Origin of the sequence: Streptomyces sp. NPDC052020, assembly GCF_040680575.1 — a bacterium.
GTDB lineage: Bacteria > Actinomycetota > Actinomycetes > Streptomycetales > Streptomycetaceae > Streptomyces.
The window spans coordinates 65,592-85,571 of sequence record NZ_JBFAWY010000024.1; the positions used below are offsets into that span (position 1 = coordinate 65,592).

A 19,980-nucleotide genomic window follows, 5' to 3' on the forward strand; every position below is an offset into this window, starting at 1 on the left:
GCGCCTAGAGCAGCTTGCGCGCGGCTCGCCTCAAGTCGTACTCATGAATGATCGCCTTGGCGTGGCCGTACGCCAGGTTGTGCTCGTGACGCAGCCAGCTGACCTTCTCCTCGAAGCGGAGAGCCGGGCCTTCTTCGACGGTGCGCAGCCAGTCGGAGATCTCACGACCGGTGCAATGGGGGATGCGGGCGAGCAGGTTGCGATGGGTCTCCTCGGAGAAGATCTGGGACATCGGCGCCTCCGGCGGTATGGGTGTAAGCCGGTCCTTCAGCTCACCGTGCCCGAGCGTTCGCCCGTTGGCAACAGTGCCGGTGGGCCGCGTACGCTCGCGCCGTGGTTGATACGACGCCTCTGACCCGTGCCGTGGATCACTTCGCCGACCGGCTGCGGGCGGCCCCGCAGAGCCGGCTGCAACGGGGCGCCGCCGCCGAGGCGCTCGCGCTGGCCAGGGAACTGGCGCGCCGCGCCCAGCTCGCCGAGGCGCCCGGCGCGGAACCCCGCGAGATGCCCGACGCGGGGATGTTCGCCGCCGCCGACCAGATCACCGTCGCCGCCCACGACCTGGCGCTCGTCCTGAGCGGCGAGGCCGAGGTGGCCGAGGCGGTGCGGCTGGTGGCCGAGGCACAGAAACGCGCCGGGGTGTGAGCCCCGGCGCGTCGCGCGCGAACGGACGGGACCGCGGTTACAGCGACGCGATGACGCGGTCCGCCAGCACGTACACCGTCTCGCCGCCGCAGGCGAAGGTGAGGGCGTAGGCGCCCGAGACGCCGGAGCCGCCGAGCAGGACCGGGGTGTCGCCCGCGCGCAGCGCGGCGGCCAGGCGCTCCGCGGTCTCCCGGTGCCCCGGGGTCATGCACAAGGTGGTGCCGTCGGCGAAGACGTAGACGTCCAGCGTGCCCAGCGGGCCCGGGCGGACGTCCGCCAGCTCGACGCGGGCGGCGGCCAGTTCCTCCAGCGCGGCGGCGGTGCGCTCGTGATCGTCCGCCGCGGGCGAGGGGGCCGGGACGAAGTCCGGGTGCGAGGGGTGGCGGCGGCGGGCCGCGGCCAGCTCGGCGGAGTCCCCGGCGGTCTCGTCGGCGTCCGCGCCGGGCTCGGCCACCGGCTCCAGGCCCGCGAAGTCGGCCTGCCGGGGCAGGTAGAGCTCGCTGTCGGGCAGGCCCAGCAGCAGCGGCGCGTCGGAGGCCTCGCGGGCCTCCTGGGCGGCCCAGAACGCCCGCGCCTCGGCGAGCTCCCGCTCGCGTTCCTCGGCCAGCGCCTCGGCGACGGCGGCGCGTATCTCGTCCGCGTCGGCGGTGGTGCGGGCGGCGGGAACGAGGCCCCGCGCCGCGACGGCGCGGCTCTCGGCCAGCTCGGTGCGCAGGGCCGCCACCTGCCGGCGCAGTACCCGGATGCCGCGCAGGACGGCGAGGCCCACGGCGCCGGTGGCGGCCGTGGTGAGCAGCAGGGCGATCGGCATGGCGCTCACGGACGTACTCCCGGTTTCAAAGTCGACCCCCGACTTCCTACATCAGCTTGAACGGCGGACTAACCCTCTGTCAGTGCGTAACGTCACGAAACGGACAGGGGGAGGGGGCGGGAGGTTCCGGTGGGGCTGCTCTGACCTGCGTGAATGACCGGCACGAGGGAGATAGGTCACATCCTGGGGGAGATTGGGTCACGAAACGGGCCCGGAGCCCCGGGTTTCCGGAGTTCCGGGCCAGAGCCTCGCGAGGCGTCGACCGGCCGCTACGGACCGTCGACCGACGGGAGCCGGGGCGGACTCAGCTGAGCCGCTCGATGACCATGGCCATACCCTGGCCGCCGCCGACGCACATCGTCTCCAGGCCGAACTGCTTGTCGTGCCACTGGAGGGAGTTGATGAGCGTGGTGGTGATGCGGGCGCCGGTCATGCCGAACGGGTGGCCGACGGCGATGGCGCCGCCGTTGACGTTCAGCTTCTCCAGCGGGATGCCGAGGTCCCGGTAGGAGGGGATCACCTGGGCGGCGAACGCCTCGTTGATCTCCACCAGGTCGATGTCGCCGATGGTCAGGCCCGCCCGCTTCAGGGCCTGCCGGGAGGCCTCGACCGGGCCGAGGCCCATGATCTCGGGGGAGAGGCCGGAGACGCCGGTGGAGACGATCCGGGCGAGCGGGGTGAGGCCCAGCTCGCGGGCCTTGGTGTCGCTCATGATGACCAGGGCCGCGGCGCCGTCGTTCAGCGGGCAGCAGTTGCCGGCGGTGACCAGGCCGTCGGGGCGGAAGACCGGCTTCAGGCCCGCCACGCCCTCCATGGTCACGCCGGGGCGCGGCCCGTCGTCCTTGGAGATCACCGTGCCGTCGGGCAGCGTGACCGGGGTGATCTCGCGTTCCCAGAAGCCGTTCTTGATGGCCTCCTCGGCGAGGTTCTGCGAGCGGACGCCGAACTCGTCCATCTCCTGGCGGGTCACGCCCTTGAGGCGGGCGAGGTTCTCGGCCGTCTGCCCCATCGCGATGTACGGGTCGGGCAGCAGGCCGTCCTCGCGCGGGTCGTGCCAGGTGGTCCCCTCCTGCTCGGCGACGGCGGCGGTGCGCGCCTCCGCCTGGGCGAAGAGCGGGTTGTGCGTGTCCGGGAGGTTGTCGGAGTTGCCCTTGGTGTACCGGGAGACCATCTCGACGCCGGCCGAGATGAACACGTCGCCCTCGCCGGCCTTGATGGCGTGCAGGGCCATGCGGGAGGTCTGCAGGGACGAGGAGCAGTAGCGGGTGACCGTGCAGCCGGGCAGGTGGTCCATGCCCATCTGCACGGCGACGATCCGGCCGAGGTTGTTGCCCTGCTCGCCGCCGGGCAGGCCGCAGCCGAGCATCAGGTCGTCGATGTCCTTCGGGTCCAGCTCGGGCACCTTGGCGAGGGCCGCCTGGACGATCGTGGCGGTCAGGTCGTCGGGGCGCAGGTCCTTCAGGGAGCCCTTGAAAGCGCGCCCGATGGGGGAGCGGGCGGCAGAGACGATCACGGCTTCGGGCATCACGGCTCCAGAGGCGATACGGATACGGGTCCGGCGGGGCTGGTTGGGAAGTTACCCGGCCGTATGGCCAGGGTCACGGGTCGTGCGGTGTGACCCTGGCCGCAGTTTACTAAGCGCTTGCTTTCTCCCTGGTCTCCCCCGGGGGACCGGGCCGCGTCACGACGGCTGCGCCGTGGGTTCCGGCTCCGCCTCGGTCACCCGGCGCCGCCTGCGCCGCTTGAGCAGCGCCCACGGGCCGCGCGGCCCGGCCGGCATCGCGGCCGCGACCTCGGTGCCCGCCTCGGACGCCGCCTCCGCCGCCGCCCGCGCCACCGGCAGGAAGCCCTCGCGGCGGGAGACGTCGGGCCGCTCCTCCTCGGCCGGCCACAGCCCGAGCGCCGCGCAGACCGTGGGCAGCACCGCCATCGCCGCCGTGGCGTAGCCCTCCGCCGAGGGGTGGTAGTTGTCCGGGCCGAACAGCTCGCGCGGGTTGGCCGCGAACTCCGGGCCCAGCAGGTCGCCCAGCGACACCGTGCGCCCGCCCTGCTCGACGACCCCGATCGTCTGGGCCGCCGCGAGCTGCCGCGAGACCCGCCGGGCCAGCCAGCGCAGCGGCTGCCGCACCGGCTCGATCGTGCCCAGGTCGGGGCAGGTGCCGACCACCACCTCCGCGCCGGACGTGCGCAGCCGCCGTACCGCCGACGCCAGGCAGCGGACCGAGCGGGTCGCCGGCATGCGGTGCGTGACGTCGTTGGCGCCGATCATGATCACGCAGATGTCGGGTGCCCGGGCGGGGTCGGCCAGCACCAGCGAGACCTGCCGGTCCAGATCGTCGGACCGGGCTCCGGGCACCGCCACCGACCGCAGCGTCACCGGACGCTCGGCGACCGCCGCCAGCCCCGACGCCAGCAGCGCCCCCGGCGTCTGCCCGGCCCGGTGCACCCCCTGCCCGGCGGCGGTGGAGTCGCCCAGCATCACCAGCCGCAGCGGCGGCTGGCCGGCCGGGGGCACCGTGGCCCCGTACAGCCCCTCCGCGTTCGGCACCCGTGGGGGCGTGCCGTTGCCCACCCGCCGCCTGGCCAGGTGCATCTCCGCCAGCAGCAGGCCCACCGCGGCCGCCCCGGCCAGACCGAGCCCGCCACCGCCGTATGCCGCCCCGGCCGCGATCCGCCGGGCCACCCTCGCCCTCGCCATGCTCGTCATGCGTCCCCGCCACCTCCTTCGAGCCGTACACCCACTGCTTGCCCCGTACGGACCGTCGCCCAATCTCGACCAGGAGTGAACGGCCATCGCGTGCTGACGGCAGGGCCTAGTGCCGCGGCAGGCAACGTTCGCCCCGTCGCGACGCCCGGCACGCTCCCCCAAGCTCTTCGAGCAGGGGGGACCCCCACTCGCCGCACCGGCCGAAAGCCCAAGTACGTCCAGTACGAGGACTTCCGGCCGGCACTCCCCCAGCCTTCGGCCGGGGGGACCCCCAGAGCACGCACCGGACGCCGCTCCTTGACGGGCCAACGTCGCCTGCCGCGGCACTAGGCTGGCGGAACCATCACGACCACACCTTTTGCAGCATCCGGAGACAACGGTGCAATTCCACGACTCGATGATCAGCCTCGTCGGCAACACCCCGCTGGTGCGGCTCAACAGCGTGACCAAGGGAATCCGGGCGACCGTCCTGGCCAAGGTGGAGTACTTCAATCCGGGCGGCTCGGTGAAGGACCGCATCGCCTTGCGCATGATCGAGGCGGCGGAGCGGAGCGGCGAGCTGAAGCCCGGCGGCACGATCGTCGAGCCGACCAGCGGCAACACGGGCGTCGGCCTGGCCATCGTGGCCCAGCAGAAGGGCTACAAGTGCGTCTTCGTCTGCCCGGACAAGGTGTCGACCGACAAGATCAACGTGCTGCGCGCGTACGGCGCCGAGGTGGTCGTGTGCCCGACGGCGGTCGCCCCGGAGCACCCCGACTCCTACTACAACGTCTCCGACCGCCTGGTCCGCGAGACCCCCGGCGCCTGGAAGCCCGACCAGTACTCCAACCCCAACAACCCCCTCTCCCACTATCACTCGACCGGCCCCGAGCTGTGGGAGCAGACGGAGGGCCGGATCACCCACTTCGTGGCGGGCGTCGGCACCGGCGGCACCATCTCCGGCACCGGCCGCTATCTGAAGGAGGCCAGTGACGGCCGGGTGAAGGTCATCGGCGCCGACCCGGAGGGCTCGGTCTACTCCGGCGGCTCCGGGCGGCCGTACCTGGTCGAGGGCGTGGGCGAGGACTTCTGGCCGACCGCCTACGACCGGACGGTCGCCGACGAGATCGTGGCCGTCTCCGACAAGGACTCCTTCCAGATGACCCGGCGGCTGGCCAAGGAGGAGGGCCTGCTGGTGGGCGGCTCCTGCGGCATGGCCGTCGTCGCGGCGCTGCGGGTGGCCGAGCGGCTGACCGAGGACGACGTGGTGGTCGTACTGCTGCCGGACAGCGGGCGCGGCTACCTCAGCAAGATCTTCAACGACGAGTGGATGGCCGACTACGGCTTCCTGGAGGACGCCGGTCCCAGCGCCCGCGTCGCCGACGTCCTGGAGCACAAGGAGGGCGGCTCCATCCCGTCCCTCGTCCACATGCATCCCGACGAGACGGTCGGCCAGGCCATCGAGGTGCTGCGCGAGTACGGCGTCTCCCAGATGCCGATCGTCAAGCCCGGCGCCGGCCACCCGGACGTGATGGCCGCCGAGGTCGTCGGCTCGGTGGTCGAACGGGAGCTGCTGAACGCCCTGTTCACCCAGCGGGCCGCGCTGGAGGACCCGCTGGAGCGGCACATGTCCGCCCCGCTGCCGCAGGTCGGCTCCGGGGAGCCGGTCGGGGACCTGATGACCGTGCTCGGCACGGCGGACGCGGCGATCGTCCTCGTCGAGGGCAAGCCGACCGGCGTGGTCAGCCGGCAGGACCTGCTGGCCTTCCTCGCCGAGGGCGGGAAGTGACCGGCGAACCGGCGGCGTACGCGCGGTGAACTCCCGGTGCGGGCGGCCGGCTCGCCCCGGACTCGCCCGCGCGGACTTCGCGGAAGTGGTACGAGCGCGTCATGTCCGCGCAGCACACGCTTAACACGGCATCGGCACAGTAGGGGGTGTCGGCAGGCGAGGGAGTACCTCCCGGGCGTTCAGCACGGGGGACGTTCCCCGCCTGGTCCGGCACCGAACGGCGCCAGGGACTCTCCGGAGCGGCTCCCGGACCTCCATGGACGCCACGGACGCGGCAGCCGGTCTCCGACCGCCCGCGTCCCTCGCGGGGACCGCCGTCGTCCCGCCCCCCGGCAACGGGGGTGCGGCGGTCCCCGCGTCACTCTTGTCCCGGGACGCCGATTGCTCCGGTTTTTCCGGAGCTCCGATTTCCGGGGTCCGAATTTTCTAAGCTTTTGGGGTTTTCGCCAGGCGGGTCCGAAGGCTCCCTGGTCCTCAGTCCTCCGGGTCGCCGTCCGGGGAGGGCGTGCGGCGGCGGAAGAGGCCGGGGCCGGTGCGGGCCGCCTGGACGACGTTGACGCCGACGATGCCGCCCCAGACGACGAGCAGCCCGGGCAGGTCGCCGGTGCCGCCGCCGATCGCGGACAGCGGGATGGCCAGGACCAGCGAGACGATCCCGAAGCCGAAACGCTCGCCCCAGGAGTCGGTGGGCGCCGGGGACCGGGCGCCGCGCGCCGCCGCCATCTGCTGCTCGGCCAGCTGCCGCCGCACCCGGCGCTCGACGGCGCCGTCGATGCGTTGGTCGACCTTCTCCAGGAAGGACTCGACCAGCGCGGACTCGTACTCCTCGCCCAGCTCCCTGCGGGCCCGCAAGGTGGCGTCGAGGTCCTTCTCCAGGTCGGAATCCCGCGCGTCCATCGCCGTCATGCGCCCCACGCTAGGGAGCGGCGGCGCCGGCCGCACTGGGGTTAGCCCCCGTGTCCGGGCGGGGGCCACCCGACCGGGGCGAGCGCCGGGCCAGCAGCCAGTACAGCAGCGCCGGTACGGCCAGGCCCACGATCCACGACACGTCCGCCCCGCCGAGCCGCTCCACCAGCGGGCCCGTGTAGAAGTGCGTCACCAGGAACGGCAGCTGCGCCAGCAGGCCCACCGCGTACACCACGAGCGCGTCCCAGCGCCAGGCGCCGTAGCGGCCCCGCGGGTCGAACAGCGCCGGGATGTCGTAGCGTTCCTTGGAGATCAGGTAGTAGTCGACCAGGTTGATCGCCGACCACGGGGTGAAGAAGGTCAGCAGGAACAGCAGGAAGTCCTTGAAGGAGGTCAGGAAGCTGTCCTTGCCGGCCAGGGCGACCGCCGTGCCCGCCACCATGATCAGCGCGATGTACGCCGCCCGGCCGCGCCTCGAGAGCACTCGCTGGCCGCGGAAGCCGCTGACGCTGGTCACCATCGACATGAAGCCGCCGTAGGTGTTGAGCACGTTCACGGTCAGCTTGCCGAGGGCGATGACGAAGTAGAAGAAGGACGCGGCCAGTCCGGTGCCGCCGAGCGCCACGACATAGCCGACCTGGCCGCGCATGAACTCCTCGCCCGCCGTCGCCGCCACCAGCACGCCGAACGTCATCGACCACTGCGAGCCGAGCGCCGAGCCGGACAGCGTCCACCAGAACGTCGCCTTCGCGGACGTCGTGCGGGGCAGATAGCGGGAGTAGTCCGCCACATAGGGGCCGAACGCCAGCTGCCAGGACGCCGACAGCGACATCGCCAGCAGGAACATCGGCAGCGAGAAGTGCGCGTCGCCGAGCAGGGCGCCGAGGTCGGCCCGCTCCAGCAGGCGGGCGCCGAGGTAGACGAACGCCAGCGCGCAGACGACGCCGGCCACCCGGCCCAGGGCGTGGATGACCCGGTAGCCGACGGCCGCCATCACCGCCGTGACGGCCGCGAAGACGACGATGCCGGTGGTGTCGCCGGTGTGCGTCAGCTCGGCGACCGCCTGCCCGGCCAGCACGCTGCCGCTGGCGAAGAAGCCGACGTACATGACGATCACCAGCAGCAGCGGTACGACCGCGCCGCGCACCCCGAACTGGGCGCGGGACTGGATCATCTGCGGCAGGCCCAGCTTCGGGCCCTGCGCGGAGTGCAGGGCCATGACCGCCCCGCCGAGCAGGTTGCCCAGCAGCAGGCCGGTGACCGACCAGACGACGTCGCCGCCGAAGACCACGGCGAGGGCGCCGGTGACGACGGCCGTGATCTGGAGGTTGGCGCCGAGCCACAGGGTGAACTGGGAGAAGGCCCTGCCGTGGCGCTCGTCGTCCGGGACGACGTCGATCGAGCGCAGTTCGACGAACTGGGTCATGCGGGGTCCCTTGTTCGGCTGTATAACGGTATGCAGAGTTCTTGGTGACTGAATAGGTTGTCAATGCCCGCGCGCTAATCTGCGGTAACGGCAGGCGGAAGGGCGAGACCGGATGTCCGGTTCAGGGAGGGTGTGCGCGAGATGTCGTCGGGGAGCGCGGACACGGGGCCGGGCGCGGACGCTGTACCCTCCCGGGGCGTGACGGCGGCGGGCCGATCCGGCCGACGGGGCACGGACAACTGGAGGGGGAGCACGTCATGAGCGTGACCGACAGCCCGGCCGCGCGGCTGCAAGCGCTCTTCGAGGGGCACCGGCTGACACCGACCCAGCGGCGCATCGCGCACAGCATGGTGCGGCGGGCCGCCGACGTGCCCTTCCTGTCCAGCGTGGAACTGGCCGAACTGGCCGGGGTCAGCCAGCCGTCCGTCACCCGCTTCGCCGTCGCCCTCGGCTTCGACGGCTATCCGGCGCTCCGCCGCCACCTGCGCGAGGTTGCGCCCGCCGAAGCGGCGGCGGAGGCCGGGGCGCCCAACGAGTACCAGCAGGCGGTCGAGGCCGAGATGGAGAACCTGCGCCACCTGGCGGAGGTGCTGGCCGACCCCCGGCCGGTGCGGGAGGCGGGCCGGGCGCTCGCCGCCTCCCGGCCCCTGCCCGTCCTCGGGCTGCGGGCGGCGGCCTCCCAGGCGTACGGCTTCGCGTACTTCGCCGCCAAGGTCCACCCGGACGTCCGCCTGCTGCACGAGGGCGGCACCGTGCTCCAGGACCGTATCGACGGCGCCGTGCGCGCCGGCGCCACGGCCCTGCTGTGCTTCGCGCTGCCCCGGCATCCCCGCGAGGTCGTCGACGCCCTCTCCTGCGCCAAGGAGGCGGGGCTGACCGTCGTGACCGTCGCGGACTCGGCCTTCGCGCCCGTCGCCAAGGTGTCCGACCTGCTGCTGCCCGCCGCCGTCGGCACCGGCCTGGTCTTCGACACCGCCTGCGCGCCGATGCTGCTCGGCCGGGTCCTGCTGGAGGCGATGTGCGACGACCTGCCGGACGCCCAGGCGCGGCTGGAGGAGTTCGACGCGAAGGCGGCGGCGCGCGGGCTGTTCGTGGAGTGAGGGCGCGGCCCGGGACACGCGCCGGTTCTCAGACTCGTCTCACGTTGCCGCGCTAACCTGCCTGCCGCTCAAGACCCTCGAACGTTTCACAGACGGAGACGGGAGGCTGAACGTGGCACGCGGTGGACAGGGGCTGGCTCGGGTGGCCGTCGTCGTGCGGGCGGGCGCGGCGCCGTTGTGGTGGCTGGGCGTGCTCGCGGCGGGTGCCGGCGTGTGCGTGCCGGGACTGACCGGACGCCGGATCGGTGTGACGGCCGGCGCGGCGCTGTTCGTCGTCGCGGTGGCCGCGGTGGCGTACGCGCGGCGCAAGCGGTACGCCGCCCTGGCCCGCTCGGCGGCGCGCGCGGGCAAGCACGACGTGCTCCAGGACCGGGCGGTGACCGCCCGCAACTGGCGCCGCGGCCACCGCTGGTGGCTGCTGCTCGCCCTCCTCGCCGCCGCGGGCAGCGCGTTCGCGGTGCCGGCCGCGGGCGGCATGCTGCTGGCCGGCTGCGGGGCGGGTCTGTGGCTGAAGGCCGCCTGGGTCGGCCGCCTCGAACGCGACGCGGACGCCCTGCTGTGGGTCCGTGTCGACTGGCTCGGCCGGAACGCCGGCGGTGCCGCCGGCAAGGCGGTCAAGGCGTACCGCAGCACGGGCATCGCGGCGGGCGACGCGGCCCCCGGGGGCAAGCCCCGCAAGGCGGCGGCGCCGGCCCCCGGGAGCAGGCCCCGCAAGACGGCGGCCCTGGTCTGACCGCGCGCCGGACGGCGCCACGGGTGGGGCGGCCCGGGTGGGGCGGCCCGGGTGGGGCGCCCCGGGTGGGGCGGCCCGGCGACGTGGGTGAGCGGGGCGCGGACGCCGGTCCGCGTCCCGCCGTCCCGGCACCTCAGCCCCGGGACGGCCGGGACTCGCGCCGAAAGAGGCCGGAGATGAGGGCGTCGGCGTGGGCGCCCCCCGCCTCGGCCACGATCTCCTCCACCGGCTGCGGCTCCCGCACCACCGCGAAGGCGACGCCCGCCTCGCCGTCCGGGGCGAACCCGTACACCCCGGGACGGGCCAGCGAGTTGTACGCGTAGTGGTGCGCGAAGTAGTACGCCCCCGTGTCCAGCGCCGCCGCGTAGTCCCCCTGGCGCAGCAACGGCAGAGCCCGTCCGACCGCGAGCAGGTCCCCGGCGAAGCAGGCGGGACCGGCCACGTCCTGCACGACGTCCGGCCCGTCCTTGGGCCGCCCCCCGGCGTCGTACGCGGCGATCCGCAGCGGCCACGCTCCCGGCGCGTACACCGTCCGCGTCGCCACCTGCACCCCCGCGTGCGTGACCGCGACCGGACGCCCCCCGGCGGTCTTGGCGTACTCGACCCGCGCCACCACGGTCCCGTGCTTGGCCAGCAGCGACCGCCCGAACTCGGTGACCAGCCCGTACCGCCCGTCGAACAGCCCCGGCACCGCCGCCCGCAGCTCCCGCGCGTACGCGGCGTACGTTGGTGACGTCTCGTCGGAGGTGAAGTTCACCGGCAGCCCGCCGCCGATGTCGACGGTGTCGACCTGCCGCCGCCCGGCCCGCTCGTTGATCTCCTCGGCGAGCGCGTACGCCGCCGCCACGCCCTCGGCCATCAGCGGCAGCGGGATGCCCTGGGAGCCGGTGTGCGTGTGCAGCCGGGTCAGCCACGGCCGGTCCAGGAAGGCCCGCACCACCCACTCCCGGGCCCCCTCGTCCCGCAGCGCCACGCCGAACTTGGAGGTCGCCGTCGCCGTCGACAGCGCCTCGATGGAGCCGCCGCCGACCTGGGGGTTCACCCGGATGCCCAGCGGGGACCGGCTGCGGGCGGTCCGCATCAGGCCGTCGATCCGGTCCAGCTCCTGCGGGTTGTCGGCGTTCACGGCGATGCCCAGCGCCAGCGCCTCGCGCAGCTCGTCCGGCGTCTTGGCGGGCGAGTCCAGGACCGTGTGCTCCGGCGGCACCCCCGCCGCCCGCGCCAGCGCCAGCTCGCCCGGGCTGGCCACCTCCGCGCCCAGCCCCCGCGCGTGCAGCAGCCGCAGCACCGGCACCAGCGGGGCCGCCTTCACCGCGAAGGCGTGCAGCACCGGCGTGCCCGGCGCCACCACCGCGTCGAACGCCGCCCGCAGCGCCGCCGCCGACTCCCGGATGCCGACGACGTCGAGCAGCCCGGCCAGGGGCGCCCCGGGCCCCAGCAGCCCCTGCTCCACCGCCGCCCGCACCGCCGCGTCCCGCCGGGCCGCCCGCTCCGCGCCCGCGCCCGTGCCGTCCAGGTTCCCCATGCCCGTGTCCACGTCCCCACCCTGCCCCGTTCCGCCGGCGCCCGCGCCCCCGCGTCCGGCCAAACATCCGCGACCGTCCGGCCACACAGCCGGGCCCGGCATCCGCGACGCGCGTCGGCGGCGGCGCACCGCCGACTGTATTGACTAGCTCTATTCACACGTCCAGGATGTGAATAGTCGCGGCAACAGCGCGCGGCCCGCGATCCGGGAGCAGGCCACCAGGAGGCAGAGCATGTCAGGAACCCGCCCACCCGTCTCGCACCACCGCCCCGGCACGGACTCCTACGGTCCGCCCCCCGGCGGTGTCCGGGCACCGCGGGGCACGGAGCCGAGCGCCCTGGGCTGGCAGCAGGAGGCCGCCCTGCGGATGCTGCGGAACAACCTCGACCCGGAGGTCGCCGAACACCCCGACAAGCTCGTCGTCTACGGCGGCACGGGGAAGGCGGCCCGCGACTGGCGTTCCTTCGACGCCATGGTCCGCACGCTGAAGACCCTCAAGCAGGACGAGACGATGCTCGTCCAGTCGGGCCGCCCGGTCGGTGTCATGCAGACCCACGAATGGGCCCCGCGCGTGCTCATCGCCAACTCCAACCTGGTCGGCGACTGGGCCACCTGGGAGGAGTTCCGCCGCCTGGAGGCCCTCGGCCTGACCATGTACGGCCAGATGACGGCCGGCTCGTGGATCTACATCGGCACCCAGGGCATCCTCCAGGGCACCTACGAGACCTTCGCCGCCGTCGCCGCCAAGCGCTTCGGCGGCACGCTCGCCGGGACCATCACCCTCACCGCCGGCCTCGGCGGCATGGGCGGCGCCCAGCCCCTCGCCGTGACGATGAACGACGGCGTCGCGATCTGCGTCGACTGCGACCCCCGCGCCATCGACCGCCGCATCGAGCACCGCTACCTCGACGTGCGCGCCGACTCCCTCGACCACGCCCTCCGGCTCGCCACCGAGGCCCGCGACCGGCGCGAGCCCCTGTCCATCGGCGTCCTCGGCAACGCCGCCGACCTGGTCCCGCGACTGCTGGCCATGGGCGCCCCCATCGACATCGTCACCGACCAGACCTCGGCGCACGACCCGCTGTCCTACCTGCCGCTCGGCGTCGCCTTCGAGGACATGGCCGCCGCCGCCAAGGACCCGGCCGGCTTCACCACCCGCGCCCGCGAGTCCATGGCCCGGCACGTCGAGGCCATGGTCGGCTTCCAGGACGCCGGCGCCGAGGTCTTCGACTACGGCAACTCCATCCGAGGCGAGGCCAGGCTCGCCGGATACGACCGGGCCTTCGCCTTCCCCGGCTTCGTCCCCGCCTACATCCGCCCCCTGTTCTGCGAGGGCAAGGGCCCCTTCCGCTGGGCCGCCCTGTCCGGCGACCCCGCCGACATCGCCAAGACCGACCAGGCGATCCTGGAACTGTTCCCCGAGAACGAGTCCCTGGCCCGCTGGATCAGGATGGCGGGGGAGCGGGTCCACTTCCAGGGCCTGCCCGCCCGCATCTGCTGGCTGGGCTACGGCGAGCGGGACAAGGCCGGCGAGCGCTTCAACGACATGGTCGCCGGCGGTGAACTGGCCGCGCCCGTCGTCATCGGCCGCGACCACCTCGACTGCGGCTCCGTCGCCTCCCCGTACCGCGAGACCGAGGCCATGCTCGACGGCTCCGACGCCATCGCCGACTGGCCGCTGCTCAACGCCATGGTCAACGTGGCCTCCGGCGCCTCCTGGGTCTCGATCCACCACGGCGGCGGCGTCGGCATGGGCCGCTCCATCCACGCCGGACAGGTGACGGTGGCCGACGGCACCGCCCTGGCCGGGGAGAAGATCCGCCGCGTCCTCACCAACGACCCCGGCATGGGCGTCATCCGGCACGTCGACGCGGGGTACGACATCGCGGACTCCGTCGCCCGGGAGCGGGGCGTCCGCGTCCCCATGCGCGAGGGTGACGGCGCGTGACCTTCCACAGCATGTGGGCGGAGCTGCTGCCGCTCGGCCGCAGCTCCGCCTCCGGCGGCTACCGCCGCTTCGCCTGGACGCCCGCCGACACCGAGTGCCGGGCCTGGTTCGAGCAGCAGGCCCGCGACCGCGGCCTCGCCTACGAGCTGGACCGCAACGGCAACCAGTGGGCCTGGCTCGGGGACCCGGCCGAGGGGAACGCCGTCGTCACCGGGTCCCACCTGGACTCCGTACCCGACGGCGGCGCCTTCGACGGGCCCCTCGGCGTGGTGTCCGCCTTCGCGGCCCTGGACGAACTGCGCCACAGGGGAGCCCGGTTCGCCAGGCCCGTCGGCATCGTCAACTTCGGCGACGAGGAAGGCGCCCGGTTCGGCCTCGCCTGCGTCGGCTCCCGGCTCACCGCGGGAGCGCTCACCCCCGAACAGGCCCACCGGCTGACCGACGGCGACGGCGTCACGCTCCCGCGCGCGATGGAGGCCGCCGGACACGACCCCGACGCCATCGGGGCCGACCCCGAACGCCTCGCCCGCATCGGCGCCTTCGTCGAACTCCACGTCGAGCAGGGCCGCGCCCTGGACCTGTCCGGCGACCGGATCGGCGTCGCCAGCGCCATCTGGCCGCACGGACGCTGGCGGTTCGACTTCCGCGGCGAGGCCAACCACGCCGGAACCACCCGCCTCGACGACCGGCGCGACCCCATGCTCGGTTACGCCGAGACCGTCCTCGCCGCCCGCCGCGAGGCCCGCCTGGCCGGCGCCGTCGCCACCTTCGGCAAGATCGCCGTGGAGCCCAACGGCGTCAACGCCATCCCCTCCCTGGTGCGCGGCTGGCTCGACTCCCGCGCCGCCGACCAGGAGACCCTGGACACGGTCGTCACCGGCGTCGAGAAGGCCGCCCGCGAGCACGCCGCCGCCCACGGCGTCGACCTGGACGTCGTGTGCGAGTCGTTCACCCCCGTCGTCGAGTTCGACCACGCCCTGCGCGACGAACTCGCCCGCATCCTGGGCAAGGACACCGCTCTCCGGGTCCCCGTCCTCGGCACCGGCGCGGGACACGACGCCGGGATCCTCTCCGGACGCGTCCCGACCGCCATGCTGTTCGTGCGCAACCCCACCGGGGTCTCGCACTCCCCGGCCGAGTACGCCGCCGAGGACGACTGCGTGGCCGGGGTGCTCGCCCTCGCCGACGTACTGGAAGGACTGGCCTGCCGGTGACCAAGGGGACCTACTGGTTGGAGTACGCCTGGCCGGGCACCCTCTCCCGGGCAGGGGAGACCCCCATCGAGCCCGGCGTGGTCCTGGAGACGCGCGACGGCCGCATCACCGCCGTCCGCACCGGCGCCGGCACCCCGCCGCCCGGCGCGGAGGTGCTGCGCGGACTGACCCTGCCGGGGCTGGCCAACGCCCACTCGCACGCCTTCCACCGCGCGCTGCGCGGCACCGCGCAGGCGGGCCCGGGCACCGGATCACCCCCGCGGCGGCGGGGACCGGACGGCGGGGACGGCGAGCGGGCGCCGGACTCGTTCTGGGCGTGGCGCGAGGTCATGTACTCCGTCGCCGACCGGCTGACCCCCGACTCGTACCACGCCCTCGCACGGGCGGTGTACGCCGAGATGGCCCTGGCCGGCATCACCGCCGTCGGCGAGTTCCACTACCTCCACCACGCCCCCGGCGGCACCCCCTACGCCGACCCCAACGCGATGGGCGAGGCGCTCATCGAGGCCGCCGCCGAAGCCGGCATCCGCATCACCCTCCTCGACGCCTGCTACCTCTCCGCCGGCTTCGGGCAGCCCCCCAACGCCCACCAGCTCCGCTTCTCCGACGGGACCGCGGAGTCCTGGGCGCAACGCTGTTCACTTCTCAAGGAACGGGATCACGCACGGATCGGGGCCGCCGTGCACTCCGTGCGGGCCGTGCCCGCGGACCAGCTGGCGACCGTGGCGCGATGGGCCGAGCAGCGGCGGGCCCCGCTCCATGTGCACCTGTCCGAGCAGACCGCCGAGAACGACGCCTGCCGCCAGGCCCACGGGCGCACCCCGGCGCGGCTCCTCGCCGACCACGGCGTGCTCGGCCCCCGCACCACCGGCGTCCACAACACGCACCTCACCGACGAGGACATCGCGCTGATCGGCTCCACCTCCACCGGCACCTGCATGTGCCCCACCACCGAGCGGGACCTCGCCGACGGCATCGGCCCCGCCGCCGCCCTCCAGCGGGCCGGGTCGCCGCTCTCCCTGGGCACCGACAGCCACGCCGTGATCGACCTGCTGGAAGAAGCGCGCGCCATGGAGCTGAACGAGCGCCTGCGCAGCCGCACCCGCGGCCACTGGACGGCCGGCGCGCTGCTGCGCGCCGCCACCGCCGACGGCCACGCCGCCCTCGGCTGGGACGACGCGGGCACCATCGAGCCGGGTGCCCGCGCCGACCTGACGACCATCGCGCTGGACTCGGTCAGAACAGCGGGGCCGCCCCCGCGGCTCGGCGCCGAGACGGCCGTATTCGCGGCGACGGCAGCGGACGTGCGGCACACGGTCGTCGCGGGCCGGCACGTCGTACGCGACGGGGCGCACACCCTCGTACCCGACGTGCCCCGTGCCCTCGCGCGGGCCGTCGAGGCCCTGCGCGCCTGACCTCCCCACCCGCCCCGGGAACCCCCAAGGACACCATGAGCAGCAGCACCGTCATCACCAACATCGCCACACTGGTCACCAACGACCCCTCCCTCGGCGACACATCCCCCCTCGGCCTGGTCCGGGACGCGGCCGTCGTCATCGACGGCGACCGCGTCGCGTGGACCGGTGAATCAAGCAAAGCACCCGCCACTGACAACCGGATCGACGCCGGCGGCCGGGCGGTCCTGCCCGGCTTCGTCGACTCCCACTCCCACCTGGTCTTCGCCGGCGACCGCACCGAGGAGTTCAACGCCCGCATGTCCGGCCGCCCCTACAGCGCGGGCGGCATCCGCACCACCGTCGCCGCCACCCGCGCCGCGTCCGACGCGGAACTGGAGGAGAACCTCACCCGTTACCTCGCCGAGGCCCTCCGCCAGGGCACGACCACCTTCGAGACCAAGTCCGGGTACGGTCTGACGGTCGCCGACGAGTCCCGCGCCCTGCGCATCGCCGCCCGCCACACCGAGGAGGTCACCTACCTCGGCGCGCACATCGTCTCCCCGGACTTCGCCGACGACCCGGCCGCCTACGTCGCCCTGGTCACCGGCGAGATGCTCGACGCCTGCGCCCCGCACGCCCGCTGGATCGACGTGTTCTGCGAGAAGGGCGCCTTCGACGGCGACCAGGCGCGCGCGATCCTCACGGCGGGCAAGGCCAGGGGCCTGCACCCGCGCGTCCACGCCAACCAGCTCACCCACGGCCCCGGCGTTCGGCTCGCCGTGGAACTCGACGCCGCCAGCGCCGACCACTGCACCCATCTCACCGACGCCGACGTCGACGCCCTGGCGAACAGCCGTACGGTCGCCACCCTGCTCCCCGGAGCCGAGTTCTCCACCCGCGCCGAGTGGCCCGACGCCCGCCGCCTCCTCGACGCCGGCGTCACGGTCGCCCTGTCCACCGACTGCAACCCCGGCTCGTCCTTCACCTCGTCCGTCCCCTTCTGCGTCGCGCTCGCGGTACGGGAGATGGGGATGACCCCGGACGAGGCGGTGTGGTCGGCCACGGCGGGCGGCGCGGCGGCCCTGCGCCGCACCGACATCGGCCGCCTCGCCCCGGGCGCGTACGCCGATCTGACGCTCCTCGACGCCCCGAGCCACGTCCACCTGGCGTACCGGCCCGGGGTGCCGCTGGTGGCGGGCGTGTGGCGGCGCGGCGAACGCGTGGTCTGACCCGCGCGGCCCCCAGGGGGGGCGGCCCGCCACCGGGCCGCCCCCCCTGGGAGCGCGAAGGACATGCGTACGCCACTGCGGGCGCCGGGGTCACTCCTCGACCGTGAGCCCCTTGCGCAGCCGCACCAGCGTGCGCGACAGCAGCCGCGAGACGTGCATCTGGGAGATGCCGAGCTCGTCGCCGATCTCGGACTGGGTCATGCCGGCGACGAAACGCAGGGAGAGGATCTTCCGGTCCCGGGAGGGGAGTTCGGCGATCAGCGGCTTCAGGGACTCGACGTACTCGATGCCTTCGAGCCCGTGGTCCTCGTAGCCGATCCGGTCCGCGAGCGTGCCCTCGCTGTCGTCCTCCTCCGGCTGGGCGTCCAGCGAGGAGGCGGTGTACGCGTTCGAGGCCGCCATGCCCTCGACCACCTCCTCGTTGGAGATGCCGAGGCGCTCGGCCAGTTCGGCCACGGTCGGGGAGCGGTCGAGCTGCTGGGCCAGCTCGTCACCGGCCTTGGCCAGGTCGAGCCGGAGCTCCTGGAGCCGGCGCGGAACCCGCACGGACCACGAGGTGTCGCGGAAGAAACGCTTGATCTCGCCGATGATGGTCGGCATCGCGAACGTCGGGAACTCCACGCCGCGGGAGAGTTCGAAGCGGTCGATCGCCTTGATCAGGCCGATCGTACCGACCTGGATGATGTCCTCCATCGGCTCGCTGCGCGAGCGGAAACGGGAGGCCGCGAACTTCACCAGGGCGAGATTGAGTTCGACCAGCGTGTTGCGGACGTACGCGTAGTCGTAGGTGCCTTCCTCCAGCGACTCCAGCCGCTCGAAGAGGGTCTTGGACAGGGCTCGGGCGTCCGCCGGAGCCACCTCGTCGTACGCGGGGATGTCCGGAAGCCCGGCGAGTGCGCCGTCGTACGCGGCACCTTCGTCCTGCTGCTCGATGGGATCCAGATGTTCCGGAGGGGGTGTCGACGTCGCTTTGTGGGTACGCGATCCGTCGAGCCGGGGTGACATGATGTCCTCCATCGTTCTCGGCATACGGCTGCCGAAGCCAGTACGTGCACTGCGGTGTGCGGCGCCTCCAAAGCCGGCCGTGTCGGTTACGTGTCCGTACTAGCCCTACCCGCTTTACCGAGCCCACCGCAAGTGTGTTCTGTGGACATATGTCCGTTTGTGTGTAGTTGTTCGGGTGTCGAAGAGCGGAGGGAAGGCGTAGTGTTCAGGGGCGTCAGCAAGCAGTCACGACGTCGGGAGAGAGAGACGGCATGGACCGCGGGACGGTCGGCAGTACACAGTCTGGCCGGCTTCTGGTGGAGGTGCGGGAAGAGGGCCCCAGTGCCGTCGTGACCCCGGCGGGTGAGCTGGATCACCACACCGCCGACCTGTTGCGGGAGCCACTGGAGGACTGCCTCACCAAGGGATTCAACCGGCTGGTCGTCGACTGCTCGCGCCTGGAGTTCTGCGACTCCACGGGGCTCAACGTCCTGCTGGGCGCGCGGTTGAAGGCCGAGGCGGCGGGGGGTGGCGTACATCTGGTGGGGATGCAGCCGGTGGTGGCGCGAGTCTTCGAGATCACGGGGGCGGACGCCGTCTTCACGGTCCATGACACGCTTGAGGCGGCCCTGGCCGACAAGTCCGGCTGAGCCGCCGTCCGCGGGGCCGCGGCGTGCCGTGCGCGCTCCCGTGACCGGCGAATTTCGCCCCGGCCCGGTTTCTTGCCGAAGACGGGGGTGTTCCGCCGGTCCGCTCGGGCAGGAGACAACCTGAACCCGTCGGCTGCCGGACGCGGGACGCCCGGGGCGGACGCACCGCTGTACTGCGTAATCGACTGTGTACGACTTTGAAACGTGAACTGGTGAATCGGTGAGGTGAAGCGCTGATGAGCACCACCCGGCCCTACTCGCCGGGCGACCGCGGTCCGGAGCCCAGCGGCGCTTCCGGGGCGCCGGAGGGGGACGTGCCCGTGACCGAGGAGCCCGCCGGCCGTGCGACGGAGACCGCGGCGGCCGGCGGTGACGCGGCCGACCCGTCCGGGGCCGGTGGCCGCCAGGCGCGCCGGCTGAGCTTCGACGGCGAGAGCGGGGTCGTCCCCCTCGCCCGCGACTTCACCCGCCAGGCGCTGTACGCGTGGGGCTGGCTGCCCGCCGCCACCGCCGACCAGCGGGCCGCCGCGGAGGACGTCCTGCTCGTCGTGTCCGAGCTGGTCACCAACGCCTGCCTGCACGCCGAGGGCCCCGACGAGCTGCGGATCAGCTGCGACCGCAAGGTGATCCGGCTGGAGGTCTCCGACCGGGGCACGGGCCAGCCCGCCCCCCGCACCCCGCACCGCGCCGGCCGCCCCGGCGGCCACGGCATGTTCATCGTGCAGCGGCTCTGCCTGGACTGGGGCGTCGTACGGACCCCCGGCGTCGCCGGCAAGAAGGTCTGGGCGGAGCTGGGAGCCCCCGCGTAGCCGACCGCGCCCCCTGGGGCGCCGGTACGGCGGCGTACGGACGTCTTCCGGTACGCCGCCGTACGCGATCACGGCCGTCTTCCACCCCCCGTACGGGACACCCGCCCCGGGACCCCGCGTCCGCCCCG

The 19,980-nt window shown here is 73.6% G+C and carries 18 protein-coding genes; 10 read left to right on the forward strand and 8 right to left on the reverse strand.

Going from position 1 to position 19,980, the window contains the following annotated elements:
• Positions 1-4: 4 nt before the first annotated feature.
• Positions 5-232 (reverse strand): DUF4287 domain-containing protein, encoded by a 228-nt coding sequence (locus AB0L74_RS23555; RefSeq protein ID WP_365655642.1) that lies wholly within the window; start codon positions 230-232, stop codon positions 5-7.
• Positions 233-333: 101 nt separating this feature from the next.
• Between AB0L74_RS23555 and AB0L74_RS23560 the strand changes: the two genes are divergently transcribed.
• The gene (locus AB0L74_RS23560) at positions 334-645 is read left to right on the forward strand and encodes a hypothetical protein (protein WP_365655644.1); all 312 of its coding nucleotides are present in this window, start codon (positions 334-336) and stop codon (positions 643-645) included.
• A 37-nt stretch (positions 646-682) separates the two neighbouring features.
• On the opposite strand, the gene AB0L74_RS23565 is transcribed toward AB0L74_RS23560, so the two are convergent.
• The 3 genes from AB0L74_RS23565 to AB0L74_RS23575 form a co-directional block, all read right to left on the reverse strand.
• Positions 683-1,465, reverse strand: a complete 783-nt coding sequence (locus tag AB0L74_RS23565; protein ID WP_365655647.1) for a hypothetical protein — start codon at positions 1,463-1,465, stop codon at positions 683-685.
• A gap of 295 nt (positions 1,466-1,760) precedes the next feature.
• On the reverse strand, positions 1,761-2,981 hold the full coding sequence (locus AB0L74_RS23570; RefSeq protein ID WP_365655649.1) for an acetyl-CoA C-acetyltransferase: 1,221 nt from the start codon (positions 2,979-2,981) through the stop codon (positions 1,761-1,763).
• A gap of 156 nt (positions 2,982-3,137) precedes the next feature.
• Entirely contained in the window at positions 3,138-4,163 is a 1,026-nt protein-coding gene (locus AB0L74_RS23575; RefSeq protein ID WP_365655652.1) for an SGNH/GDSL hydrolase family protein, read from the reverse strand.
• Positions 4,164-4,542: 379 nt separating this feature from the next.
• Between AB0L74_RS23575 and AB0L74_RS23580 the strand changes: the two genes are divergently transcribed.
• Entirely contained in the window at positions 4,543-5,931 is a 1,389-nt protein-coding gene (locus AB0L74_RS23580; protein ID WP_365655654.1) for a cystathionine beta-synthase, read from the forward strand.
• A gap of 474 nt (positions 5,932-6,405) precedes the next feature.
• On the opposite strand, the gene AB0L74_RS23585 is transcribed toward AB0L74_RS23580, so the two are convergent.
• Complete coding sequence (locus tag AB0L74_RS23585) at positions 6,406-6,828, reverse strand: hypothetical protein (RefSeq protein WP_365655771.1); 423 nt, start codon at positions 6,826-6,828, stop codon at positions 6,406-6,408.
• Between the two features lie 19 nt (positions 6,829-6,847).
• Positions 6,848-8,263, reverse strand: a complete 1,416-nt coding sequence (locus tag AB0L74_RS23590; protein WP_365655657.1) for a cytosine permease — start codon at positions 8,261-8,263, stop codon at positions 6,848-6,850.
• Between the two features lie 257 nt (positions 8,264-8,520).
• On the opposite strand from AB0L74_RS23590, the gene AB0L74_RS23595 reads away from it, so the two are divergent.
• Together AB0L74_RS23595 and AB0L74_RS23600 are read left to right on the forward strand one after the other, a co-directional pair.
• Positions 8,521-9,363 carry a MurR/RpiR family transcriptional regulator gene (locus AB0L74_RS23595; RefSeq protein ID WP_365655660.1) on the forward strand — a complete coding sequence of 281 codons (843 nt, stop codon included), beginning with the start codon at positions 8,521-8,523 and terminating at the stop codon, positions 9,361-9,363.
• Positions 9,364-9,475: 112 nt separating this feature from the next.
• Positions 9,476-10,096 carry a hypothetical protein gene (locus tag AB0L74_RS23600; RefSeq protein WP_365655662.1) on the forward strand — a complete coding sequence of 207 codons (621 nt, stop codon included), beginning with the start codon at positions 9,476-9,478 and terminating at the stop codon, positions 10,094-10,096.
• A 133-nt stretch (positions 10,097-10,229) separates the two neighbouring features.
• On the opposite strand, the gene AB0L74_RS23605 is transcribed toward AB0L74_RS23600, so the two are convergent.
• On the reverse strand, positions 10,230-11,621 hold the full coding sequence (locus tag AB0L74_RS23605; protein WP_365655774.1) for a diaminopimelate decarboxylase: 1,392 nt from the start codon (positions 11,619-11,621) through the stop codon (positions 10,230-10,232).
• A 232-nt stretch (positions 11,622-11,853) separates the two neighbouring features.
• Between AB0L74_RS23605 and hutU the strand changes: the two genes are divergently transcribed.
• From hutU to hutI, 4 genes are read left to right on the forward strand one after another with little or no spacing between them, the layout of a single operon-like run.
• Complete coding sequence (gene hutU, locus AB0L74_RS23610) at positions 11,854-13,569, forward strand: urocanate hydratase (protein ID WP_365655664.1); 1,716 nt, start codon at positions 11,854-11,856, stop codon at positions 13,567-13,569.
• Positions 13,566-14,783, forward strand: a complete 1,218-nt coding sequence (locus AB0L74_RS23615) for an allantoate amidohydrolase (protein WP_365655667.1) — start codon at positions 13,566-13,568, stop codon at positions 14,781-14,783. The genes hutU and AB0L74_RS23615 overlap by 4 nt, the downstream gene beginning before the upstream one ends.
• Positions 14,774-16,198 carry a formimidoylglutamate deiminase gene (locus AB0L74_RS23620; RefSeq protein WP_365655777.1) on the forward strand — a complete coding sequence of 475 codons (1,425 nt, stop codon included), beginning with the start codon at positions 14,774-14,776 and terminating at the stop codon, positions 16,196-16,198. The genes AB0L74_RS23615 and AB0L74_RS23620 overlap by 10 nt, the downstream gene beginning before the upstream one ends.
• Positions 16,199-16,233: 35 nt before the next feature.
• Entirely contained in the window at positions 16,234-17,409 is a 1,176-nt protein-coding gene (gene hutI, locus AB0L74_RS23625) for an imidazolonepropionase (protein ID WP_365655670.1), read from the forward strand.
• Positions 17,410-17,499: 90 nt separating this feature from the next.
• On the opposite strand, the gene AB0L74_RS23630 is transcribed toward hutI, so the two are convergent.
• Entirely contained in the window at positions 17,500-18,426 is a 927-nt protein-coding gene (locus AB0L74_RS23630; RefSeq protein ID WP_044381987.1) for an RNA polymerase sigma factor SigF, read from the reverse strand.
• 239 nt (positions 18,427-18,665) lie between these two features.
• Between AB0L74_RS23630 and AB0L74_RS23635 the strand changes: the two genes are divergently transcribed.
• A complete protein-coding gene (locus AB0L74_RS23635) occupies positions 18,666-19,043 on the forward strand; it encodes an STAS domain-containing protein (protein ID WP_365655674.1) in 378 nt (125 codons plus the stop codon).
• A gap of 236 nt (positions 19,044-19,279) precedes the next feature.
• Positions 19,280-19,852: an ATP-binding protein gene (locus AB0L74_RS23640; RefSeq protein WP_365655677.1), complete on the forward strand. Its 573-nt coding sequence runs from the start codon at positions 19,280-19,282 to the stop codon at positions 19,850-19,852.
• Positions 19,853-19,980 lie beyond the last annotated feature (128 nt).